The organism is Peribacillus sp. NPDC006672 (assembly GCF_050274955.1).
GTDB lineage: Bacteria > Bacillota > Bacilli > Bacillales > DSM-1321 > Peribacillus.
On sequence record NZ_JBNNOR010000008.1, the window covers coordinates 143842 to 162203 of the forward strand.

Genomic DNA, 18362 nt, shown 5'->3' on the forward strand with positions numbered 1-18362 from the left:
TGACCATTTAATTTTGAATCCGAAACCAAGCGCATACAACGCACGTATGGAGGAAACAAATGAGTAAAAAGGTAACGGAAGTTGTAGAGGAATTTGCATTACCAATTCTTGAAGAATTGCAGCTTGAATTAGTCGAAGTGGAGTATGTGAAGGAAGGTAAAAGCTGGTTCCTTCGAGTGTACATTGATAAAGAAACAGGCGTAGATATTGAAGATTGCGGAAATGTGAGTGAAAAACTCAGTGAAAAGCTTGATGAGGTTGATCCGATTCCACAAAATTATTTTCTCGAAGTTTCATCTCCCGGAGCTGAAAGACCTCTGAAAAAAGAGAAGGATTTCCTTAAAGCTATCGGTAAAAATGTTTACATAAAAACATACGAGCCCATTTTAGATGAAAAAGAATTCGAAGGAATCTTAACCAGTTTCGATGGTAAAGAAGTGACACTCGAAGTCAGAATCAAGACAAGAAAGAAAACCATCGTCATACCATTCGAAAAGGTGGCCAAAGCAAGATTGGCGATTACCTTCTCTTAAGTCAAGCAAATCATTAATTTAAATATCCGTAAGGGGGATCACCATGGGCAATGAGTTATTGGATGCTCTCTATATTTTAGAAAACGAAAAAGGAATTTCCAGGGAAGTTTTGATCGACGCGATTGAAGCTGCCCTTATATCGGCATATCGCCGTAACTTTAACCAAGCGCAAAATGTACGTATCGACTTGAACCTTGGTAAAGGAACTATGCGTGTATTTGCCAGAAAAGACGTTGTTGACGAAGTATTCGATTCACGTCTGGAAATTTCTGTTGAAGAAGCAAGAGCAATTGATCCCAACTATCAGTTAGAGGATATTGTCGAAATGGAAGTAACACCAAAGGATTTCGGCCGTATTGCTGCACAAACAGCAAAACAAGTCGTTACTCAAAGAGTGCGTGAAGCAGAACGAGGCATCATTTATGCCGAATTCATTGATCGGGAAGAGGATATCATGACTGGGATCGTTCAACGCCAAGATTCACGATTCATCTATGTGAGTCTAGGTAAAATCGAAGCTTTGCTCCCGGTGAATGAGCAAATGCCGAATGAACAGTATAAACCTCATGATCGCATTAAAGTTTTCATCACTAAAGTTGAAAAAACTTCTAAGGGCCCGCAAATTTTTGTATCCCGTTCACATCCTGGCCTTTTAAAACGTTTATTCGAAATCGAAGTGCCTGAAATTTTTGATGGAACAGTGGAAATTAAGTCAGTTGCCCGCGAAGCAGGCGACCGTTCAAAAATCTCCGTGCACTCAGATAACGAGGAAGTCGATCCTGTTGGTTCATGTGTAGGCCAAAAAGGACAACGTGTTCAGGCCATCGTCAATGAGTTGAAAGGTGAAAAAATCGATATCGTTAAATGGTCGGAGAATCCGGTCATTTTCGTTGCGAATGCTTTAAGCCCTTCAAAAGTACTTGAAGTTATCGTAAAAGAAGAGGAAAAGGCGACGACTGTGATTGTTCCGGATTATCAACTTTCCCTGGCAATTGGTAAGCGCGGACAAAATGCCCGTTTAGCTGCCAAACTTACAGGCTGGAAAATTGATATCAAGAGTGAAACGGAAGCCCGCGAAGCTGGTATTTATCCAGTGGAAGAACAGGAATTCCTTTTGAGCAGAGATAGTTATGTTAATGAAGAGGAAACAGAATTCGAAGAGGATAACGAGTAATTCAGAGGTGAAAAAAGATGAATAGCCGAAAAAAAATCCCGATGCGTAAATGTGTGGCTACAGGTGAAATGAAGCCGAAGAAAGAACTCATTCGCATCGTTCGATCTAAAGAAGGGGAAGTCAGCCTTGATCCGACCGGAAAGAAATCGGGAAGGGGAGCTTATTTGACTCTTGATCGGGATGTTATCGAGCTGGCCAAAAAGAAAAACGTGCTGGCTAATCACCTTAGTACCCAAATCGATTCTTCCCTTTATGAACAATTGCTTGAATTAGTGAATAAGGAGAAAAACTAACACCATGACCCAACAACAACAATGGATGTCTCTATTAGGTTTGGCCAATCGAGCACGCAAGCTAATTTCGGGTGAAGAATTAGTGGTTAAAGAGATTAGAAGCGGTAATGCCAAAGTTGTTATTTTATCCGCGGACGCTTCAAAAAACACTGAAAAAAAAATATCTGATAAGTGCGCATTTTATCAGGTTCCTTTAAAAAGAGTCGAAAGCAGGTCTATGCTCGGCCATGCGATAGGTAAGGATGCTAGAGTTGCCGTCGCAGTTCTGGATGAAGGTTTTGCACAAAAACTCCGAACGCTGCTCGATTAAATTTTACGGGGGTGAACGTATGACAAAATTGCGTGTATATGAATATGCAAAACAAAAGAACGTTTCAAGCAAGGATGTAATAAATAAACTTAAAGAAATGAATATAGAGGTAACAAACCATATGACAGCATTAGACGATTCAACTGTAAATAAATTAAACGATTCAATTAAACCTAAAAACGAAGATAAAAGCCAAGCTGCTGAACCAAAGGCTAACGCTACGGTTGCGAAGTACGAAGCTGAAGCGGATGAAAAGAGCACAGTTAATAAAGAAAAGCTGAAGAAGAAACCACCAGTTAAACCTGTAGGTACGAAAAAACCAACAGGGCAGTTTAACAGGGGTCGCAATAATAAGAATAAAAATAATAAACAAAGACAACAAGCCCCACAGGCTCCCGTTACAAAGCGTAAGGAAAGAGAACTTCCAGAGAAAATTACGTTTTATGAGTCTTTGACCGTTATGGAACTTGGTAAGAAACTTCACCGTGAACCTTCTGAAATCATTAAAAAGCTCTTTATGCTTGGTGTTATGGCTACAATCAACCAAACTTTGGATAAAGATGCAATTGAATTGATTTGTGCAGAATACGGTGTAGCCGCCGAAGAAGAGATTCGTGTTGACTTGACCGACCTTGAGTCACTAGTCACTGAAGATGCTTCTGAAGATTTGATCGAACGTCCGGCTGTTGTAACAATCATGGGACACGTTGACCATGGTAAAACGACATTGCTTGATTCTATTCGTCATACGAAAGTAACAGAAGGCGAAGCAGGCGGAATCACTCAGCATATCGGTGCTTATCAAGTTAAAGTTAACGACAAAAAAATTACATTCCTTGATACACCAGGCCATGCTGCGTTTACAACAATGCGTGCTCGTGGAGCTCAGGTTACAGATATTACAATCCTAGTCGTAGCAGCAGATGATGGTGTTATGCCTCAAACTGTTGAAGCGATTAACCATGCTAAAGCAGCAGAAGTTCCAATTATCGTCGCTGTTAATAAAATGGATAAAGAAGCCGCTAATCCAGACCGTGTTATGCAAGAATTGACAGAGCACGGTTTAGTTTCTGAAGCATGGGGCGGGGATACAATTTTCGTACCTATTTCAGCTAAAAAAGGTGAAGGAATCGACAGCTTGTTGGAAATGATTCTCCTAGTTAGTGAAGTAGAAGAATATAAAGCAAATCCAAGCCGGAAAGCAAACGGAACGGTTATCGAAGCGCGTTTGGATAAAGGTCGCGGATCGGTTGCTACTTTGCTTGTTCAAAACGGTACGTTAAAAGTCGGAGATCCGATTGTTATCGGTAATACATTCGGCCGTGTTCGTGCTATGCTTAACGATCTTGGACGCCGTGTTAAGGATGCAGGTCCTTCAACACCGGTTGAAATCACTGGATTGAACGAAGTGCCACAGGCCGGTGATCGTTTCATCGTCTTTGAAGATGAGAAAACGGCCCGTCAAGTTGGGGAAGTGCGTGCGCAGAGACAACTTGCTTCACAACGTAATGAAAAATCCCGTGTAACGCTTGATACATTGTTCGAGCAAATGAAAGAAGGGGAAATTAAAGAATTGAACATCATTCTAAAAGCGGATGTTCAAGGTTCTGCGGAAGCAGTAGCCGCTTCCCTGAATAAAATAGAAGTGGAAGGCGCTAAAGTGAAAATCATTCACACTGGCGTCGGTGCAATTACAGAGTCTGACATCATCCTTGCTACAGCTTCCAATGCAATCGTCATCGGATTTAACGTCCGTCCTGACGTGAATGCAAAGCGTGCAGCTGAATCAGAAAATGTTGATGTCCGCCTTCACCGCATCATCTATAAAGCGATCGAAGAGATCGAGTCGGCTATGAAAGGGATGCTTGACCCAGAATTCGAAGAAAAAATTATCGGTCAGGCTGAAGTTCGTACTACTTTCAAAGTATCTAAAGTAGGTACGATTGCCGGTTCATATGTCACAGAAGGAAAAATTACACGTGATAGCGGTATTCGCTTAATTCGTGAAGGTGTCGTCATTTACGAAGGTGAAATTGATGCATTGAAACGTTTTAAAGATGATGTAAAAGAAGTGGCAACGAACTATGAGTGCGGTATTACCATTAAAAATTACAACGACCTTAAAGAAGGCGATGTAATCGAAGCGTATGTAATGGAAGAGATCGAACGTAAATGATCGTTGGCTCTGTCCAATGTGAATGCATCATCCATGACACCCATTCTTTGAAAGAAAAACGGGCCGTGCTTCAGCGTGTCATGACACGGCTTAAACAGAAGTTCAATATTTCTGTAGCCGAGACCGATTTTCAGGATTTATGGCAGCGGACAAAGATTACTATCGTAACCGTAACATCCTCAAGGAAGGCTACAGAGCGGGAACTTCAAAATGCCCTTAAATTTCTAGATTCTTTTCCGGAACTAGAGCGAACAATAACAGATATAGACTGGCTTTAGGCTATCGAGGTGATATTATGAGCCTTCGTTCAAATCGTGTTGGCGAACAAATGAAAAAAGAGCTGAGTGAAATTATCGGCCGAAAAATTAAAGATCCAAGAATCGGATTTGTAACTGTGACGGATGTCGAGGTTACAGGCGATTTACAGCAGGCAACAGTTTATATTTCCGTTTTGGGTGACCAGGAACAACGGGAGAAAACTCTGCAAGGCCTAGCAAAGGCAAAAGGATTCATGCGTTCAGAAATTGGGCAAAGAATCCGCCTGCGCAAAACCCCTGAGCTGTTTTTTGAATTTGATGAATCGGTTGATTATGGTAATCGTATCGAGTCGTTGATTTCCCAAATCAATTCTGAGGAAAAACCGGCTGAAAAAGACGAAGAATAAGCAAGCAGTAAAAGGAGGCCGACTCAAAAAGTGCTTTGCACTTCTTGAAGTCGGTCTCTTTTTTTTGAAAACGAAATATTAAAAAAAACAAAAAAACACCTTTCGGAATTGAAATTCATTTTGCTTCATGATAGCCGTATGGTGTTTTATAAATGATGAGGTGAAAGCGTGAACGGTATTCTTCCATTATGGAAACCCAAGGGATTGACATCCCATGATTGTGTTTTTAAATTAAGAAAGATTTTAAAGACAAAAAAGGTTGGACATACAGGTACTTTAGATCCTGATGTAACAGGTGTTTTGCCTATTTGTATTGGCAGGGCAACTAAAATCGCTGAATATTTGACTGAAGCCGGCAAAGCGTATGAAGGGGAAGTGACCCTTGGTTTTTCAACGACAACTGAAGACGCAAGCGGTGAAAAAGTGGAAGAGAAAAAGATTGAACAAGTGATTCCGCGTGAACGGATTCTAGAGGTGCTGGAATCATTGACTGGGAAAATTGAACAGACTCCGCCAATGTTTTCAGCTGTTAAGGTAAACGGGAAGAAGTTATATGAATATGCTCGTGCAGGAGTAGAAGTGGAGAGGCCGACAAGAGAGGTCTCCATCTATGAAATCACCCTTCTCGATGATCGTTCTGAATTCAAAGGGGAAACCATTTCTTTCCGTTTTCGCGTCAAGTGCAGCAAAGGTACGTATATTCGGACACTTGCAGTCATGATGGGTGAAGAATTAGGGTTTCCTGCCCATATGTCAGATTTAACCCGTATTGAATCAGCAGGTTTTAAGCAAGAGGACTGTTTTACATTTGCTGAGGTGGAAGCATTCATGGAAACCGAACGAACTGATGATTTTCTTTTGCCTTTGGAGCGGGGATTATTTCATTTGCCCAAATTTCAGATTAGTGATAAAGTAGCAAAGAAAGTACTTAACGGTGCGGTATTGGAACAAACAGAGGATGTCGTTGTTGAAAAAGGTAAGCCTTTTGTGATGGTCGATCCATCCGGTAAGGCGATTGCCATTTATCAAATACATCCGACAAAAGTGGGGTTAATTAAACCTGTAAAAGTATTGGCACAAGAATTATAGACCGTTTTACCGTCGGAAAGAGGAGATTGAAAGGTGAAAGTGATCGCAATAGAGCATCCTCATCAATTTAAATCGGATGATTTTCCTGAGCTTGTAATGGCGCTTGGATTTTTTGATGGTATACATAAAGGACATCAGATTGTTATTCAAACCGCCAAGCAAAAAGCCGATGAAATGAATCTTAAGTCAGCAGTCATGACATTTGACCCGCATCCTTCAGCAGTACTAGGGAGGAAAACGGAAAATATCCGCTATATTACTCCACTTGAAGATAAGGTGGATATCATAGAGTCGATGGAGATAGATTATTTATTCATAGTCCATTTCAGCAAGGAATTTGCTTCGGTACTGCCGGAACAGTTCGTTGACGAATACATTGCCGGGCTGAATGTCCGTCACGTCGTAGCAGGCTTTGATTATTCATACGGCCGCTATGGTCAAGGGTCAATGGAAGATTTGCCTGTTTACGCCCAAGGAAGGTTTTCGCAGACTGTCGTTGAAAAACAGACACTTGAAGATGAAAAGGTTAGTTCAACGAGAATCAGGGAAACTCTCGGTAATGGCAACTTTTCCGACTTTTATCATTTGGCTGGCCGGCGCTATTTAACGAAAGGTCATGTCATCCACGGTGAAAAACGGGGCAGGAAGTTGGGGTTCCCCACCGCTAATATTGAAGTAAGCGACGATTATATCTTCCCTGCTGCAGGCGTATATGCCGTCAGGATCAAAATAAGCGGTAAATGGTATTGCGGAGTTTGCAATGTCGGTTACAAACCTACGTTCCACGAAGAAAAGCCTAAATACCCTACTGTAGAGGTCCATGCCTTGGAGTTCTCGGGAGATATTTATGGCGACCAGGTTTCGGTTGAATGGCATACAAGGCTTCGGAGTGAGCAGAAATTTTCCGGACTTGAAGCATTGGTCGCTCAGATTGAAACGGATAAGCAAAATGCAATAGCCTATTTTTCAAAACTGAAAGCATAAAAGGGCAGTAATAGACAAGACTTGCAATTTTAATGAAAAACATGTATTCTATTGTATGTATGAAAATAACCATTGCTTGGCTAGTCGAGACTCCGACGCTGGCTCGGTAATAGGTGATTTTACAGAATTTTAGGAGGAATAATAACATGGCAATTACACAAGTACGCAAAAACGAACTTATCGCTGAGTTCAGAACTCACGATACTGACACTGGGTCTCCAGAAGTTCAAATCGCAGTTTTAACAGAAGAAATCAACAACTTGAACGGTCACTTACGCACACATAAAAAGGACCACCATTCACGTCGCGGTCTTCTTAAAATGGTAGGTAAACGTCGTAATCTTTTAACTTACCTACGTAACACAGACGTTACTCGTTACCGTACACTAATTAACAAATTAGGTCTACGTAGATAATTTTTTCAGGAAGGCGGGAAATTTCCCGCTTTTTTGATGTTAATCAAATGATTTGGACGTGTTCTACTTAAAGGCTGAGCCTTCGTCCTTGGGACTCGGCAGGAGCCGGGTCCTTTTCCATTTATAAATGATCAGGATATACATAATCAAATGAATGAAGTTTTTATTCATTTTACTGTTAATGCTTGTTTTTTTCGTGCATAATAGGAATAGTTTGGTTTTAACTCGAGTTCAGTTACTTTCACATATAATGATTTAATCCAATACAGGTTTAGATAAACTAAGCCTTTAAGTGAAGATTCAGAGAGGGGTTTAATAAATGGGACAGGAAAAACATACGTATTCATTTGACTGGGCCGGCCGTAATGTAACGGTAGAGATAGGGCAATTGGCCAAACAAGCGAACGGAGCAGTTTTAGTCCGTTATGGAGAAACTGCTGTATTAAGTACAGCAACAGCTTCGAAAGAGCCTAGAAATGTCGACTTCTTCCCTTTGACAGTCAACTACGAAGAAAGACTTTATGCAGTCGGTAAAATTCCAGGTGGCTTCATCAAACGTGAAGGCCGACCAAGTGAAAGGGCAATTCTTGCAAGCCGTTTAATTGATCGTCCAATCCGCCCGCTATTCGCTGATGGTTTCAGGAACGATGTTCAGATCATCAGCATGGTCATGAGTGTCGATCAAGATTGCTCTTCTGAAATGGCAGCGATGCTTGGATCATCCCTTGCACTTTCAGTTTCCGATATTCCATTCGAAGGACCAATTGCTGGAGTTGTAGTAGGAAGAATCAATAATGAATTCATGATTAATCCTACTGTTGACCAACTTGCAAAAAGTGACATCAATTTGACGGTTGCCGGTACTAAAGATGCTATCAACATGGTTGAAGCCGGAGCTAATGAAGTACCAGAGGAAACCATGCTTGAAGCAATCATGTTTGGACATGATGAAATCAAGAAAATCATTGCATTCCAAGAGAAAATCGTTGCTGAAATCGGCAAGGAAAAAATGCAGATCGCTTTATATCAGGTGGATGCAGAACTGGAAGCAGAAGTTAAAGGCCTATGTGAAGCCGACTTGAACAAAGCTGTACAAGTTCAGGAAAAACATGCTCGTGAAGACGCGATTAAAGAAGTAAAAGATCGTGTATTGGCTCATTATGAAGAAGAAACTGATGAAGCTAAATTAAAACAAATCAAAGAAATCCTGAATAAATTGGTCAAATCTGAAGTACGCCGTTTAATTACGGAAGAAAAAGTGCGTCCGGATGGCCGTAATCCTGACGAAATCAGACCATTATCATCAGAAGTTACCATTCTGCCCCGTACACATGGTTCTGGATTGTTCACACGCGGACAAACCCAAGCGCTATCCATCTGTACTTTAGGTGCACTTGGTGATGTGCAGATTCTGGATGGGCTTGGAACCGAAGAGTCCAAACGTTTCATGCACCACTATAACTTCCCACATTTCAGTGTTGGTGAAACTGGTCCTATCCGTGGAGCAGGTCGCCGTGAAATTGGTCATGGTGCACTTGGTGAAAGAGCATTGGAACCTGTCATTCCAAACGATAAAGACTTCCCTTATACAATCAGACTTGTTTCAGAGGTGCTTGAATCTAACGGTTCAACTTCACAAGCTAGTATCTGTGCAAGCACATTGGCAATGATGGATGCTGGTGTTCCATTGAAAGCTCCAGTTGCCGGTATTGCAATGGGCCTTGTCAAAACTGGTGAGCACTATACAATCTTAACGGATATTCAAGGCATGGAAGATCATCTGGGAGATATGGACTTTAAAGTCGCAGGTACTTCAAAAGGTGTTACTGCCCTACAAATGGACATTAAGATTGAGGGTCTTTCAAGAGAAATCCTTGAAGAAGCTTTGCTTCAAGCCAAACACGGCCGGATGCATATTTTGGAGTCAATGATGTCAACAATCAATCAACCGCGTGAGCAGTTATCCAAATATGCTCCAAAAATCGTTACAATGTCTATAAATCCGGATAAAATCCGTGATGTCATTGGACCGAGCGGAAAACATATCAATAAAATCATTGAAGAAACTGGCGTGAAAATCGACATCGAACAAGATGGAACGGTATTCATATCTTCTACAGATGAACCAATGATTCAAAAAGCGAAGAAAATCATTGAGGATATCGTACGTGAAGTCGTAGTGGGCGAACTATACTTAGGTAAAGTTAAACGTATTGAAAAGTTCGGTGCTTTTGTTGAAATCTTCAATGGTAAGGACGGTTTGGTACATATTTCCGAACTGGCTGAAGAAAGAGTCGGAAAAGTGGAAGATGTCGTTTCACTTGGCGATGAATTATTGGTTAAAGTTACTGAGATTGATAAGCAAGGAAGGGTAAACCTTTCCCGTAAAGCGGTCTTGAAAGAGCAAAAAGAGGCAGCTAACCCGTCTCAATCGTAATAGAAATGAAATTCCGGCATGCGATTCCTTGTGAATCTGCATGCTTTTTTTTGTAAAAAGGCATTGGATAATACATAGCGTAAATGGCATTAATAGTATGTCATGTTCTACCTTGTCCGTTTTCTTCATACATTTTGGTATGAAGGGGGCGTAAAAAATGAATAATAAATGGAAGCAGATAGTTGCGATAAGTGCCATTGCAGGTATATCATGGTTATTAGTGCAAAATCCATATACACAAATTTATTTGACCCAATTAACAGATCATTCAGTTGCTTCAATGAAGCAAGAAGATGAACTTCTTTTACAAATAAAAGAATCAACAAAAAAATATGAGATTGCACCAGAGGATGCACGAATAGATTCGGTATGGAAAACCGTTCCTGCATATAATGGCCTTAAGGTAAATATTGATGATTCGTATAAAGCCATGAAGAAGGAGGGTGTCTTCGATAAGGATAAGCTGGTATTTCAGCAGGTCCCTGCAAAGATACACTTAGAGGATCTGGATCCGGCTCCGATTTACCGGGCCCATCCCAAAAAGCCAGTGGTTTCATTTTTAATCAATGTGGCCTGGGGGAATGAATACTTACAAGATATGTTGGCTGTACTGAAAAAGAATAATGTCAAGGCCACTTTTTTCCTTGAAGGTAATTGGACCAAGAAAAATCCAGATTTGGCCAAGATGATTAAGAGTGGCGGGCATGAAATAGGAAATCATTCTTATTCACATCCCGATATGAAAAATATATCCGCACAAGCTACACGTGAGGAAATTCGAAAAACGAACGAAGTCATTGAAGCGGTGACAGGTCTGAAGATGAAATGGTTCGCGCCACCAAGTGGCAGCTACCGAGATGAAACGGTGAAAATCGCGGATTCTTTCGGTATGGAAACAGTCATGTGGAGTGTGGATACGATCGACTGGCAAAAGCCAAGTCCTGAAATCCTTCAACAACGAGTGCTTTCTAAGGTACACCCAGGAGCATTTATTTTAATGCATCCGACGGAATCTACTGCAAAATCATTGGAAACGTTAATAATTGAAATAAAGAAGAAAGACCTGGATGTTGTTACCGTTTCAGAAGCTGTAGATGAACAGCGATCGAATCCATAATGTTTTGGTTACGATAGCAGCATAGAATGATTGGGAGGAATGTTAGTTGATTAAGAAATACACGTGTCAAAATGGAGTTAGAATTGTATTAGAAAATATTCCAACAGTACGCTCAGCAGCAATTGGAGTATGGATCAAAACAGGTTCACGAAATGAAACACCTGAATTGAATGGGGTTTCACATTTCCTGGAGCATATGTTCTTCAAAGGGACAACTACGAGGAATGCGCGTGAAATTGCCGAGTCGTTCGATAGTATTGGCGGGCAGGTAAATGCATTCACTTCAAAAGAGTATACATGCTATTATGCTAAAGTAATGGATAACCATGCAAGCTATGCGCTTGAAATCCTTGCCGATATGTTCTTCAATTCAACATTTGATGGGGAAGAATTGAAAAAAGAAAAAAATGTAGTCTACGAAGAAATCAAAATGTACGAAGACACACCGGATGACATTGTACATGACCTCTTAAGCAAGGCGGTATATGAAAATCATCCTCTTGGCTATCCTATACTAGGGACGGAAAATACACTTGAAACATTCAATAGTGATACATTGAAAAAATACGTCCATGATATGTATACACCTGATAAAGTAGTGGTTTCCATTGCTGGTAATGTGGATGAAAAAATGATTCAAGAGGTTGAAAGCTACTTTGGGTCGTATCAAGGTGGGGAAGACCGTCTTGAATTAATCAAACCTTCCTTCCATGAAAATAGGATCACCCGTAAAAAAGAAACGGAACAAGCCCACTTATGCCTTGGTTACAAAGGGTTGGAAATCGGCAATGATAAAACATACAGCTTAATTACCTTGAATAATATTCTTGGAGGAAGCATGAGTAGCCGCCTATTCCAGGACGTCAGGGAACAACGCGGCCTTGCCTATTCCGTTTACTCCTATCATTCCAGCTATCAAGATAGCGGTTTGGTGACAGTCTATGGGGGGACAGGAACAAATCAACTAGACAGCCTGTATGAAACCATTCAGGAAACACTGGATACATTAAAGAGGGATGGCATTACGGAAAAGGAATTACGAAATAGTAAAGAACAGCTTAAAGGAAGCTTGATGCTTAGCCTTGAAAGCACGAATAGCCGGATGAGCCGAAACGGAAAAAATGAACTTATGTTGGGTGAGCACCGTTCCCTTGATGATATTATCATCAAAATTGACGGGGTGACAGAGGATACCGTCAATGAACTGGCAAACCAGATCTTTACGGAACATTCCTTGTCATTAGTGAGCCCGCTGGAAAACTGGGACAAATAAAAACGAACAAGCCTGCACCTTCCTTGTATTAATGGGAGGTCAGGCTTTTTTTATAATAAGGCTTATGGAAGGGCCGGTGTTATGGACAATATTTGGATAAATGCTTCTAAGTTTCCCTTTTTCGGATATAGATTGAATAGAAGGTGAAAAAGGGGGAGCTATAATTGAGACTGAGCGAACTGAGCGGTAAGGAAATAGTCGATGTGAATAGAGCGGAAAGATTGGGAATCCTTGGTCAGACGGATTTGGAAATAGATGAAACTGGACAAATTACCACGTTGATCATCCCTTCTGTCAAATGGTTCGGCCTCTTAAGGAATGGCAGTGAAATAAGAGTGCGATGGGAACATATAAAAAAAATAGGCACGGATATGGTCATCATTGATTTTCAGGAAGGACTATCACTTAAAGATGGAGAACAAATGGACGGGTGAAGACCTCACACACCATTCTCCTTGGAATGTCTGGATATAGTTAAAACGCCTCAGCTGGCAATGGCTAAGGCGTTTTTTCTTTTCTTATCACCGTTTTTTAAGTGAAAACATAAGATGGCAGGGTAACTAGAGAATGTAGCAAAAACCGAATTGCTTCTTGAGAGAAGTTTATCATGAGGCGAGGAATGTTTAGGATCTTTTATATAAAGAAGGTGACGGTTTTAATGCTCACAGGCATGCAAATCGCTGTAATTGGTGGAGATGCGCGTCAGCTTGAAGTTGTCCGTAAACTGACGGAGCTTGATGCGAAGCTATTATTGGTAGGGTTTGAACAGCTCGACCATGCTTTTACCGGTGCGGTTAAGGAAAAAATGAAAGATATAAATTTCAAGGAACTTGATTCAGTTATTTTACCTGTCCGGGGCACGGATTCAGATGGAAAAGTGGAAACGATCTTTTCCAGTGAAGAGGTTGTTTTGACTGAAGAAATGATAAAAAAGACTCCTGCACATTGCACTTTTTATGCAGGAATCAGTAACGATTACCTCAATGGGATATTTAAGAAAGCGGATCGCAGACTCGTGCTATTGTTCGAACGTGATGATGTGGCTATTTATAATTCCATTCCCACTGTAGAGGGTGCGATCATGATGGCCATTCAACATACGGATTTTACTATCCATGGATCGAATGTAGCCGTTCTTGGACTGGGAAGGGTCGGTATGAGTGTAGCCCGGTCATTCCAGGCCCTTGGAGCAAAAGTCAAGGTGGGGGCAAGAAAAACCGAAGATATTGCGAGGATCAGTGAAATGGCACTAACCCCTTTTCATTTAAATGATCTTGCTGCAGAAATGAAAAATGTTGATATATGTATCAATACGATTCCTTTTCCGATAATTACCGCAAGAGTTATATCTAATATGCCCGTTCATACATTAATCATCGACCTTGCTTCAAAACCAGGGGGGACGGATTTTCGTTACGCTGAAAAAAGGGGAATTAAAGCGCTGTTGGCACCGAGCCTACCGGGTATAGTTGCCCCGAAAACAGCTGGTCAGATATTAGCAAATGCACTGGGACTATTGATTCAAGGCGAGTTCATGAAAAGGAAGGGGAAAAAACTATGAGTCTCCAAGGGAAACGGATCGGTTTCGGATTAACAGGATCACATTGCACATATGATGAAGTATTTCCTGAAATAGAAAAACTTGTAAACGAAGGGGCAGAAGTCATTCCAATCGTAACATCTACTGTCCAGAACACGGAAACCCGTTTTGGAAAGGGCGAGGACTGGATCGAAAGGATTGAAAAATTGACGGGGAATCATGTCGTTGATACAATCGTCAAAGCAGAGCCATTAGGGCCTAAATTGCCACTTGATTGCATGGTGATCGCTCCTTTAACGGGTAACTCAATGAGTAAAATGGCAAATGCTCTTACCGATTCGCCTGTACTTATGGCTGCAAAAGCGACGATGAGAAATCACCGTCCAGTTGTGGTCGCTATATCAACGAATGATGCACTTGGGTTAAATGGTGTCAATCTAATGAGGCTGATGGCAGCAAAAGATATTTATTTTGTTCCATATGGCCAGGATAATCCAATGGGAAAACCAAGTTCCATGGTTGCCAGGATGAGCATGTTAAGGGATACGATCGTTGCGGCACTGGAAAGGGAACAGATTCAACCGGTCATCGTCGAAAGGTTCAAGGATGATTTAGACTAAAACAAGTCTTCAGGCACGCTCCCGCTTTCTAATGACTGACATATATGCATAACTTTGTAGGGTGAAGTTATAAAAAACCACTCCACTACCAGAATATTTTGTTAAAGTCCGACCCTTTGGAATGTTAATGTGATAAAATAAATGATATTCTGAACAAGAAGAGTAAATCCAACTATTAACTAATTTTAAGAGATAGAAAAGGAGTATGTATAAATGACTGAGACACAGGGATTGCGTATTGCAGTTGTGGGAGCAACTGGAGCAGTAGGACAACAAATGATTTCAACACTCGAACAAAGAGACTTACCGATTAAGAAAATCATCTTTTTATCATCTGCTCGTTCCGCTGGAATCAAACTTAGATTTAAGGGCGAAGAAATCGAAGTGCAGGAAGCAAAACCTGAAAGCTTTGAAGGCATCGATATCGCTTTATTCAGTGCTGGAGGAAGCGTGTCTAGGGAATTGGCTCCAGAAGCAGTGAAACGCGGAGCAATAGTAGTGGATAACACCAGCGCATTCCGCATGGATGAAAATGTGCCGCTAGTCGTGCCTGAAGTAAACGAAGAAGACTTGAAACAGCATAATGGGATCATTGCGAACCCGAATTGTTCAACTATCCAAATGGTTGTGGCATTAGAACCTATCCGCCAAACATACGGATTATCAAAAGTTGTCGTCTCTACCTATCAGGCTGTTTCGGGTGCAGGGGCTGCAGCGATAAATGAATTAAAAGAACAAGCTCGAGACTTGCTTGATGAAAAAGAAATAGATCCGAAAATTTTACCGGTAAAAGGGGACGAAAAGCATTATCAAATCGCTTTTAACGTCATTCCTCAAATCGATAAATTCCAAGATAATGGGTACACATTCGAAGAGATGAAAATGATCAATGAAACAAAGAAAATCATGCATATGCATGACCTTCCAGTAGCTGCAACATGCGTAAGGCTTCCTGTTGTAACAGGTCATTCAGAATCTGTTTATATTGAAGTTGAAAAAGAAGGCGTAGCGGCGTCCCAAATCAAAGATTTAATGCGGATGGCACCTGGAATAGTGTTAGAAGATGAACCGGAACAACAAATTTACCCAACGCCTGCTTCATCCGTCGGCAAGAATGATGTATTCGTCGGTCGGATCCGCAAAGATTTGGATGAAGATAAAGGCTTCCATTTATGGGTGGTTTCCGATAATCTATTAAAAGGAGCAGCTTGGAATTCTGTTCAAATTGCTGAAAGCCTTTTGAAATTAGGTTTGGTTACAGTTAAGGAATAATTTATTCTTAATGAATTTGAAAAATAATTTTCAATAGGATAGAGAGCTTTTGTCAGCTTCCCTAATCGGGAAGCTGGCTTATATTTGGGGTGCATATTATGAAAATTATCGTCCAGAAATACGGAGGAACATCTGTCCGTGATGAGGAAAGCCGTTCATTTGCAAAAGGGCATATTGAAAAGGCACTCAAAGAAGGGTATAAAGTGGTGGTTGTGGTTTCAGCAATGGGAAGAAAAGGCGATCCTTATGCAACGGATACCTTACTTTCTTTAGTAAATGGAGCAAAAGCCAACCTTTCAAAACGAGAACAGGATTTACTTATGTCAGTAGGGGAAACGATATCTTCTGTCTTATTTACGAACATGCTGTTGGAACACGGTATTGAAGCCGTCGCCTATACTGGAGCTCAAGCGGGGTTCTTGACGAATTCCGACTATTCCAGTGCGAAAATAATTGAAATGAAATGTGACCGTCTCATGAAAGAACTGGAAGTAAGGGATGTTGTCGTTGTAGCAGGATTCCAGGGAGCGGCAAAAAATGGGGATATCACGACTATTGGTCGTGGTGGAAGTGACACTTCAGCAGCTGCATTAGGTGCGGCTTTGCAAGCTGAGCGGGTCGATATTTTTACGGATGTGGAAGGAATCATGACGGCAGATCCACGTATTGCCGATCAAGCTCGTCCATTATCAATCGTTTCATATACGGAAGTTTGCAATATGGCATATCAAGGGGCGAAAGTGATTCATCCGCGAGCTGTTGAAATTGCCATGCAGGCCAAAGTCCCGATTCGGATAAGGTCAACATACAGCGAAGGTTTGGGGACACTTGTTACAAGTGTGAACAAGGAAAGCCAAGGTAGTGACATACGTGAGAGGCTTGTAACTGGGATTGCCCATGTTCCAAAAATCACTCAAATCAAAGTACGTGCGAAAAAAGATCAATACAATCTACAGGCAGAAGTTTTTAAAGCAATGGCCAATGCCTCCATTTCAGTGGATTTTATAAATATTTATCCAAATGGCGTGGTTTATACGGTTTCGGAAGAGATGACAGAACTAGCCCTCGCGATTTTGGCCGAGCTTGGTCATGAACCGGTCATTGAACGAAATTGTGCCAAAGTTTCCGTAGTCGGTGCAGGCATCAACGGAGTGCCAGGCGTTGCAGCGAAGATTGTCACAGCGCTATCCGAGAAGGAAATTGCCATTCTTCAGTCTGCGGACAGCCATACGACTATTTGGGCACTCGTAAAAGAAGAAGATTTAATTGAAGCTGTTAATTCACTGCACGATGCATTTCAACTGCATGAAGTCCGTTAATCATGGTTTTTCAATAAATAAAGGTTTTAAAAAATAAAGAGGTGTTAGATGATGATATTTGGTAGAGTATCAACCGCAATGGTCACCCCTTTCGATAGCAAGGGAAATGTAGATTTTCAAAAAACGACTAAGTTGGTTAATTACTTATTGACGAATGGAACGGATTCTCTTGTGCTTTCGGGAACAACAGGGGAATCTCCAACTTTATCTTCGGAGGAGAAAATCGCATTATTGCGTCATGTTTCTAAGGTGGTTGAAAAACGTGTGCCCATCATTATGGGTACAGGAAGCAACAATACGTATGCTTCCATTGAGTTGACAAAAAAAGCAGAACAAAATGGCGCCGATGCGATTATGCTGGTGGCCCCGTATTATAGTAAAACGAATCAAGAAGGTCTGTACCAGCATTTTAAAGCTATTGCGGCCAGTACCACTCTCCCTGTTATGTTATATAATATCCCTGGGCGCGCTTCGGTTAACATTGAACCGGAAACGATCATCCGTCTTTCACAAATTTCTAATATCGTAGCCGTGAAGGAAGCAAGCGGGGATTTAAACGCTATGTCTCAAATCATAGCAGGAACAGATGATGATTTTGCATTATATAGTGGGGACGACGCTTTAACACTGCCTGTACTAGCGATTGGCGGTGTGGGTGTAGTTTCGGTTGCTTCACATATTGCTGGTAATGAGTTGCAGAAAATAGTGGAGGCTTTCATCAGTGGTAACCTGAAAGAGGCGGCTCAGCTGCATCAGGAACTGTTACCGCTTATTAAAGGTTTGTTTTCAGCGCCAAGCCCGGCACCTGTCAAAACAGCTCTTCAGTTATATGGAATTGACGTTGGATCGGTCAGACTTCCAATCGTGCAATTGACGGAGCAGGAGCGCCTTGCTTTAACCTCGGTATTAAAAAAATAAAAATACACGGAACAAGCTGATCGTTGAAGATTGGCTTGTTTTTACATAAAGATGTATTTGAAATAGGATATATTTTCCGTGTTTTGGTTGAATATTGCGATTTCCTCCAATATTCGATCGAAAGAGGATAAAACCATTCGAATAGTACATGGGATGAATGTCCAGTACATACATGAAAAATTTTTATTTATGAATAAAAGAAAAAGTCCCTTTTGAAAATGGTAAGT

At 41.2% G+C, this 18362-nt stretch carries 19 protein-coding genes; all 19 read left to right on the forward strand.

The genetic code is table 11. From position 1 onward, the window contains the following. The first annotated feature begins 59 nt into the window (after positions 1–59). Positions 60–533 carry a ribosome maturation factor RimP gene (rimP, locus tag ACQKKK_RS14895; protein ID WP_061462441.1) on the forward strand — a complete coding sequence of 158 codons (474 nt, stop codon included), beginning with the start codon at positions 60–62 and terminating at the stop codon, positions 531–533. A 43-nt stretch (positions 534–576) separates the two neighbouring features. Next, positions 577–1707, forward strand: a complete 1131-nt coding sequence (nusA, locus tag ACQKKK_RS14900; RefSeq protein ID WP_427616902.1) for a transcription termination factor NusA — start codon at positions 577–579, stop codon at positions 1705–1707. A 17-nt stretch (positions 1708–1724) separates the two neighbouring features. Beyond that, complete coding sequence (rnpM, locus tag ACQKKK_RS14905) at positions 1725–2000, forward strand: RNase P modulator RnpM (RefSeq protein WP_061462443.1); 276 nt, start codon at positions 1725–1727, stop codon at positions 1998–2000. A gap of 4 nt (positions 2001–2004) precedes the next feature. Continuing rightward, the gene (locus ACQKKK_RS14910) at positions 2005–2310 is read left to right on the forward strand and encodes a YlxQ family RNA-binding protein (RefSeq protein WP_061144653.1); all 306 of its coding nucleotides are present in this window, start codon (positions 2005–2007) and stop codon (positions 2308–2310) included. 19 nt (positions 2311–2329) lie between these two features. After that, complete coding sequence (gene infB / locus ACQKKK_RS14915; RefSeq protein ID WP_427616904.1) at positions 2330–4486, forward strand: translation initiation factor IF-2; 2157 nt, start codon at positions 2330–2332, stop codon at positions 4484–4486. Next, positions 4483–4764: a DUF503 domain-containing protein gene (locus tag ACQKKK_RS14920; protein WP_057913375.1), complete on the forward strand. Its 282-nt coding sequence runs from the start codon at positions 4483–4485 to the stop codon at positions 4762–4764. Before infB ends, ACQKKK_RS14920 begins: the two co-directional genes overlap by 4 nt. 17 nt (positions 4765–4781) lie before the next feature. Next, positions 4782–5150: a 30S ribosome-binding factor RbfA gene (gene rbfA / locus ACQKKK_RS14925; protein ID WP_427616906.1), complete on the forward strand. Its 369-nt coding sequence runs from the start codon at positions 4782–4784 to the stop codon at positions 5148–5150. Positions 5151–5318: 168 nt separating this feature from the next. Next, on the forward strand, positions 5319–6239 hold the full coding sequence (truB, locus tag ACQKKK_RS14930; protein WP_427616908.1) for a tRNA pseudouridine(55) synthase TruB: 921 nt from the start codon (positions 5319–5321) through the stop codon (positions 6237–6239). Positions 6240–6272: 33 nt separating this feature from the next. Next, positions 6273–7223: a bifunctional riboflavin kinase/FAD synthetase gene (ribF, locus tag ACQKKK_RS14935; RefSeq protein WP_427616909.1), complete on the forward strand. Its 951-nt coding sequence runs from the start codon at positions 6273–6275 to the stop codon at positions 7221–7223. Positions 7224–7369: 146 nt separating this feature from the next. Further along, entirely contained in the window at positions 7370–7639 is a 270-nt protein-coding gene (rpsO, locus tag ACQKKK_RS14940) for a 30S ribosomal protein S15 (protein ID WP_061462448.1), read from the forward strand. 319 nt (positions 7640–7958) lie between these two features. Beyond that, complete coding sequence (gene pnp, locus ACQKKK_RS14945; RefSeq protein ID WP_061462449.1) at positions 7959–10076, forward strand: polyribonucleotide nucleotidyltransferase; 2118 nt, start codon at positions 7959–7961, stop codon at positions 10074–10076. A 157-nt stretch (positions 10077–10233) separates the two neighbouring features. Beyond that, positions 10234–11193, forward strand: coding sequence for a polysaccharide deacetylase family protein (locus ACQKKK_RS14950; RefSeq protein WP_427616911.1), 960 nt, complete (start codon positions 10234–10236; stop codon positions 11191–11193). A gap of 46 nt (positions 11194–11239) precedes the next feature. Continuing rightward, the gene (locus ACQKKK_RS14955; RefSeq protein ID WP_427616913.1) at positions 11240–12466 is read left to right on the forward strand and encodes a M16 family metallopeptidase; all 1227 of its coding nucleotides are present in this window, start codon (positions 11240–11242) and stop codon (positions 12464–12466) included. A 164-nt stretch (positions 12467–12630) separates the two neighbouring features. After that, positions 12631–12900, forward strand: a complete 270-nt coding sequence (locus ACQKKK_RS14960; RefSeq protein ID WP_427616915.1) for a YlmC/YmxH family sporulation protein — start codon at positions 12631–12633, stop codon at positions 12898–12900. Positions 12901–13124: 224 nt separating this feature from the next. Then, positions 13125–14027, forward strand: coding sequence for a dipicolinic acid synthetase subunit A (gene dpaA, locus ACQKKK_RS14965; RefSeq protein ID WP_427617062.1), 903 nt, complete (start codon positions 13125–13127; stop codon positions 14025–14027). Beyond that, entirely contained in the window at positions 14024–14626 is a 603-nt protein-coding gene (locus tag ACQKKK_RS14970) for a dipicolinate synthase subunit B (RefSeq protein ID WP_427616917.1), read from the forward strand. Before dpaA ends, ACQKKK_RS14970 begins: the two co-directional genes overlap by 4 nt. Before the next feature lie 213 nt (positions 14627–14839). Further along, positions 14840–15898 (forward strand): aspartate-semialdehyde dehydrogenase, encoded by a 1059-nt coding sequence (gene asd / locus ACQKKK_RS14975; protein WP_427616919.1) that lies wholly within the window; start codon positions 14840–14842, stop codon positions 15896–15898. Positions 15899–15996: 98 nt separating this feature from the next. Continuing rightward, a complete protein-coding gene (gene dapG, locus ACQKKK_RS14980) occupies positions 15997–17217 on the forward strand; it encodes an aspartate kinase (RefSeq protein ID WP_427616921.1) in 1221 nt (406 codons plus the stop codon). A 48-nt stretch (positions 17218–17265) separates the two neighbouring features. Next, entirely contained in the window at positions 17266–18135 is an 870-nt protein-coding gene (gene dapA, locus ACQKKK_RS14985; protein ID WP_427616922.1) for a 4-hydroxy-tetrahydrodipicolinate synthase, read from the forward strand. The last annotated feature ends 227 nt before the right edge of the window (positions 18136–18362 follow it).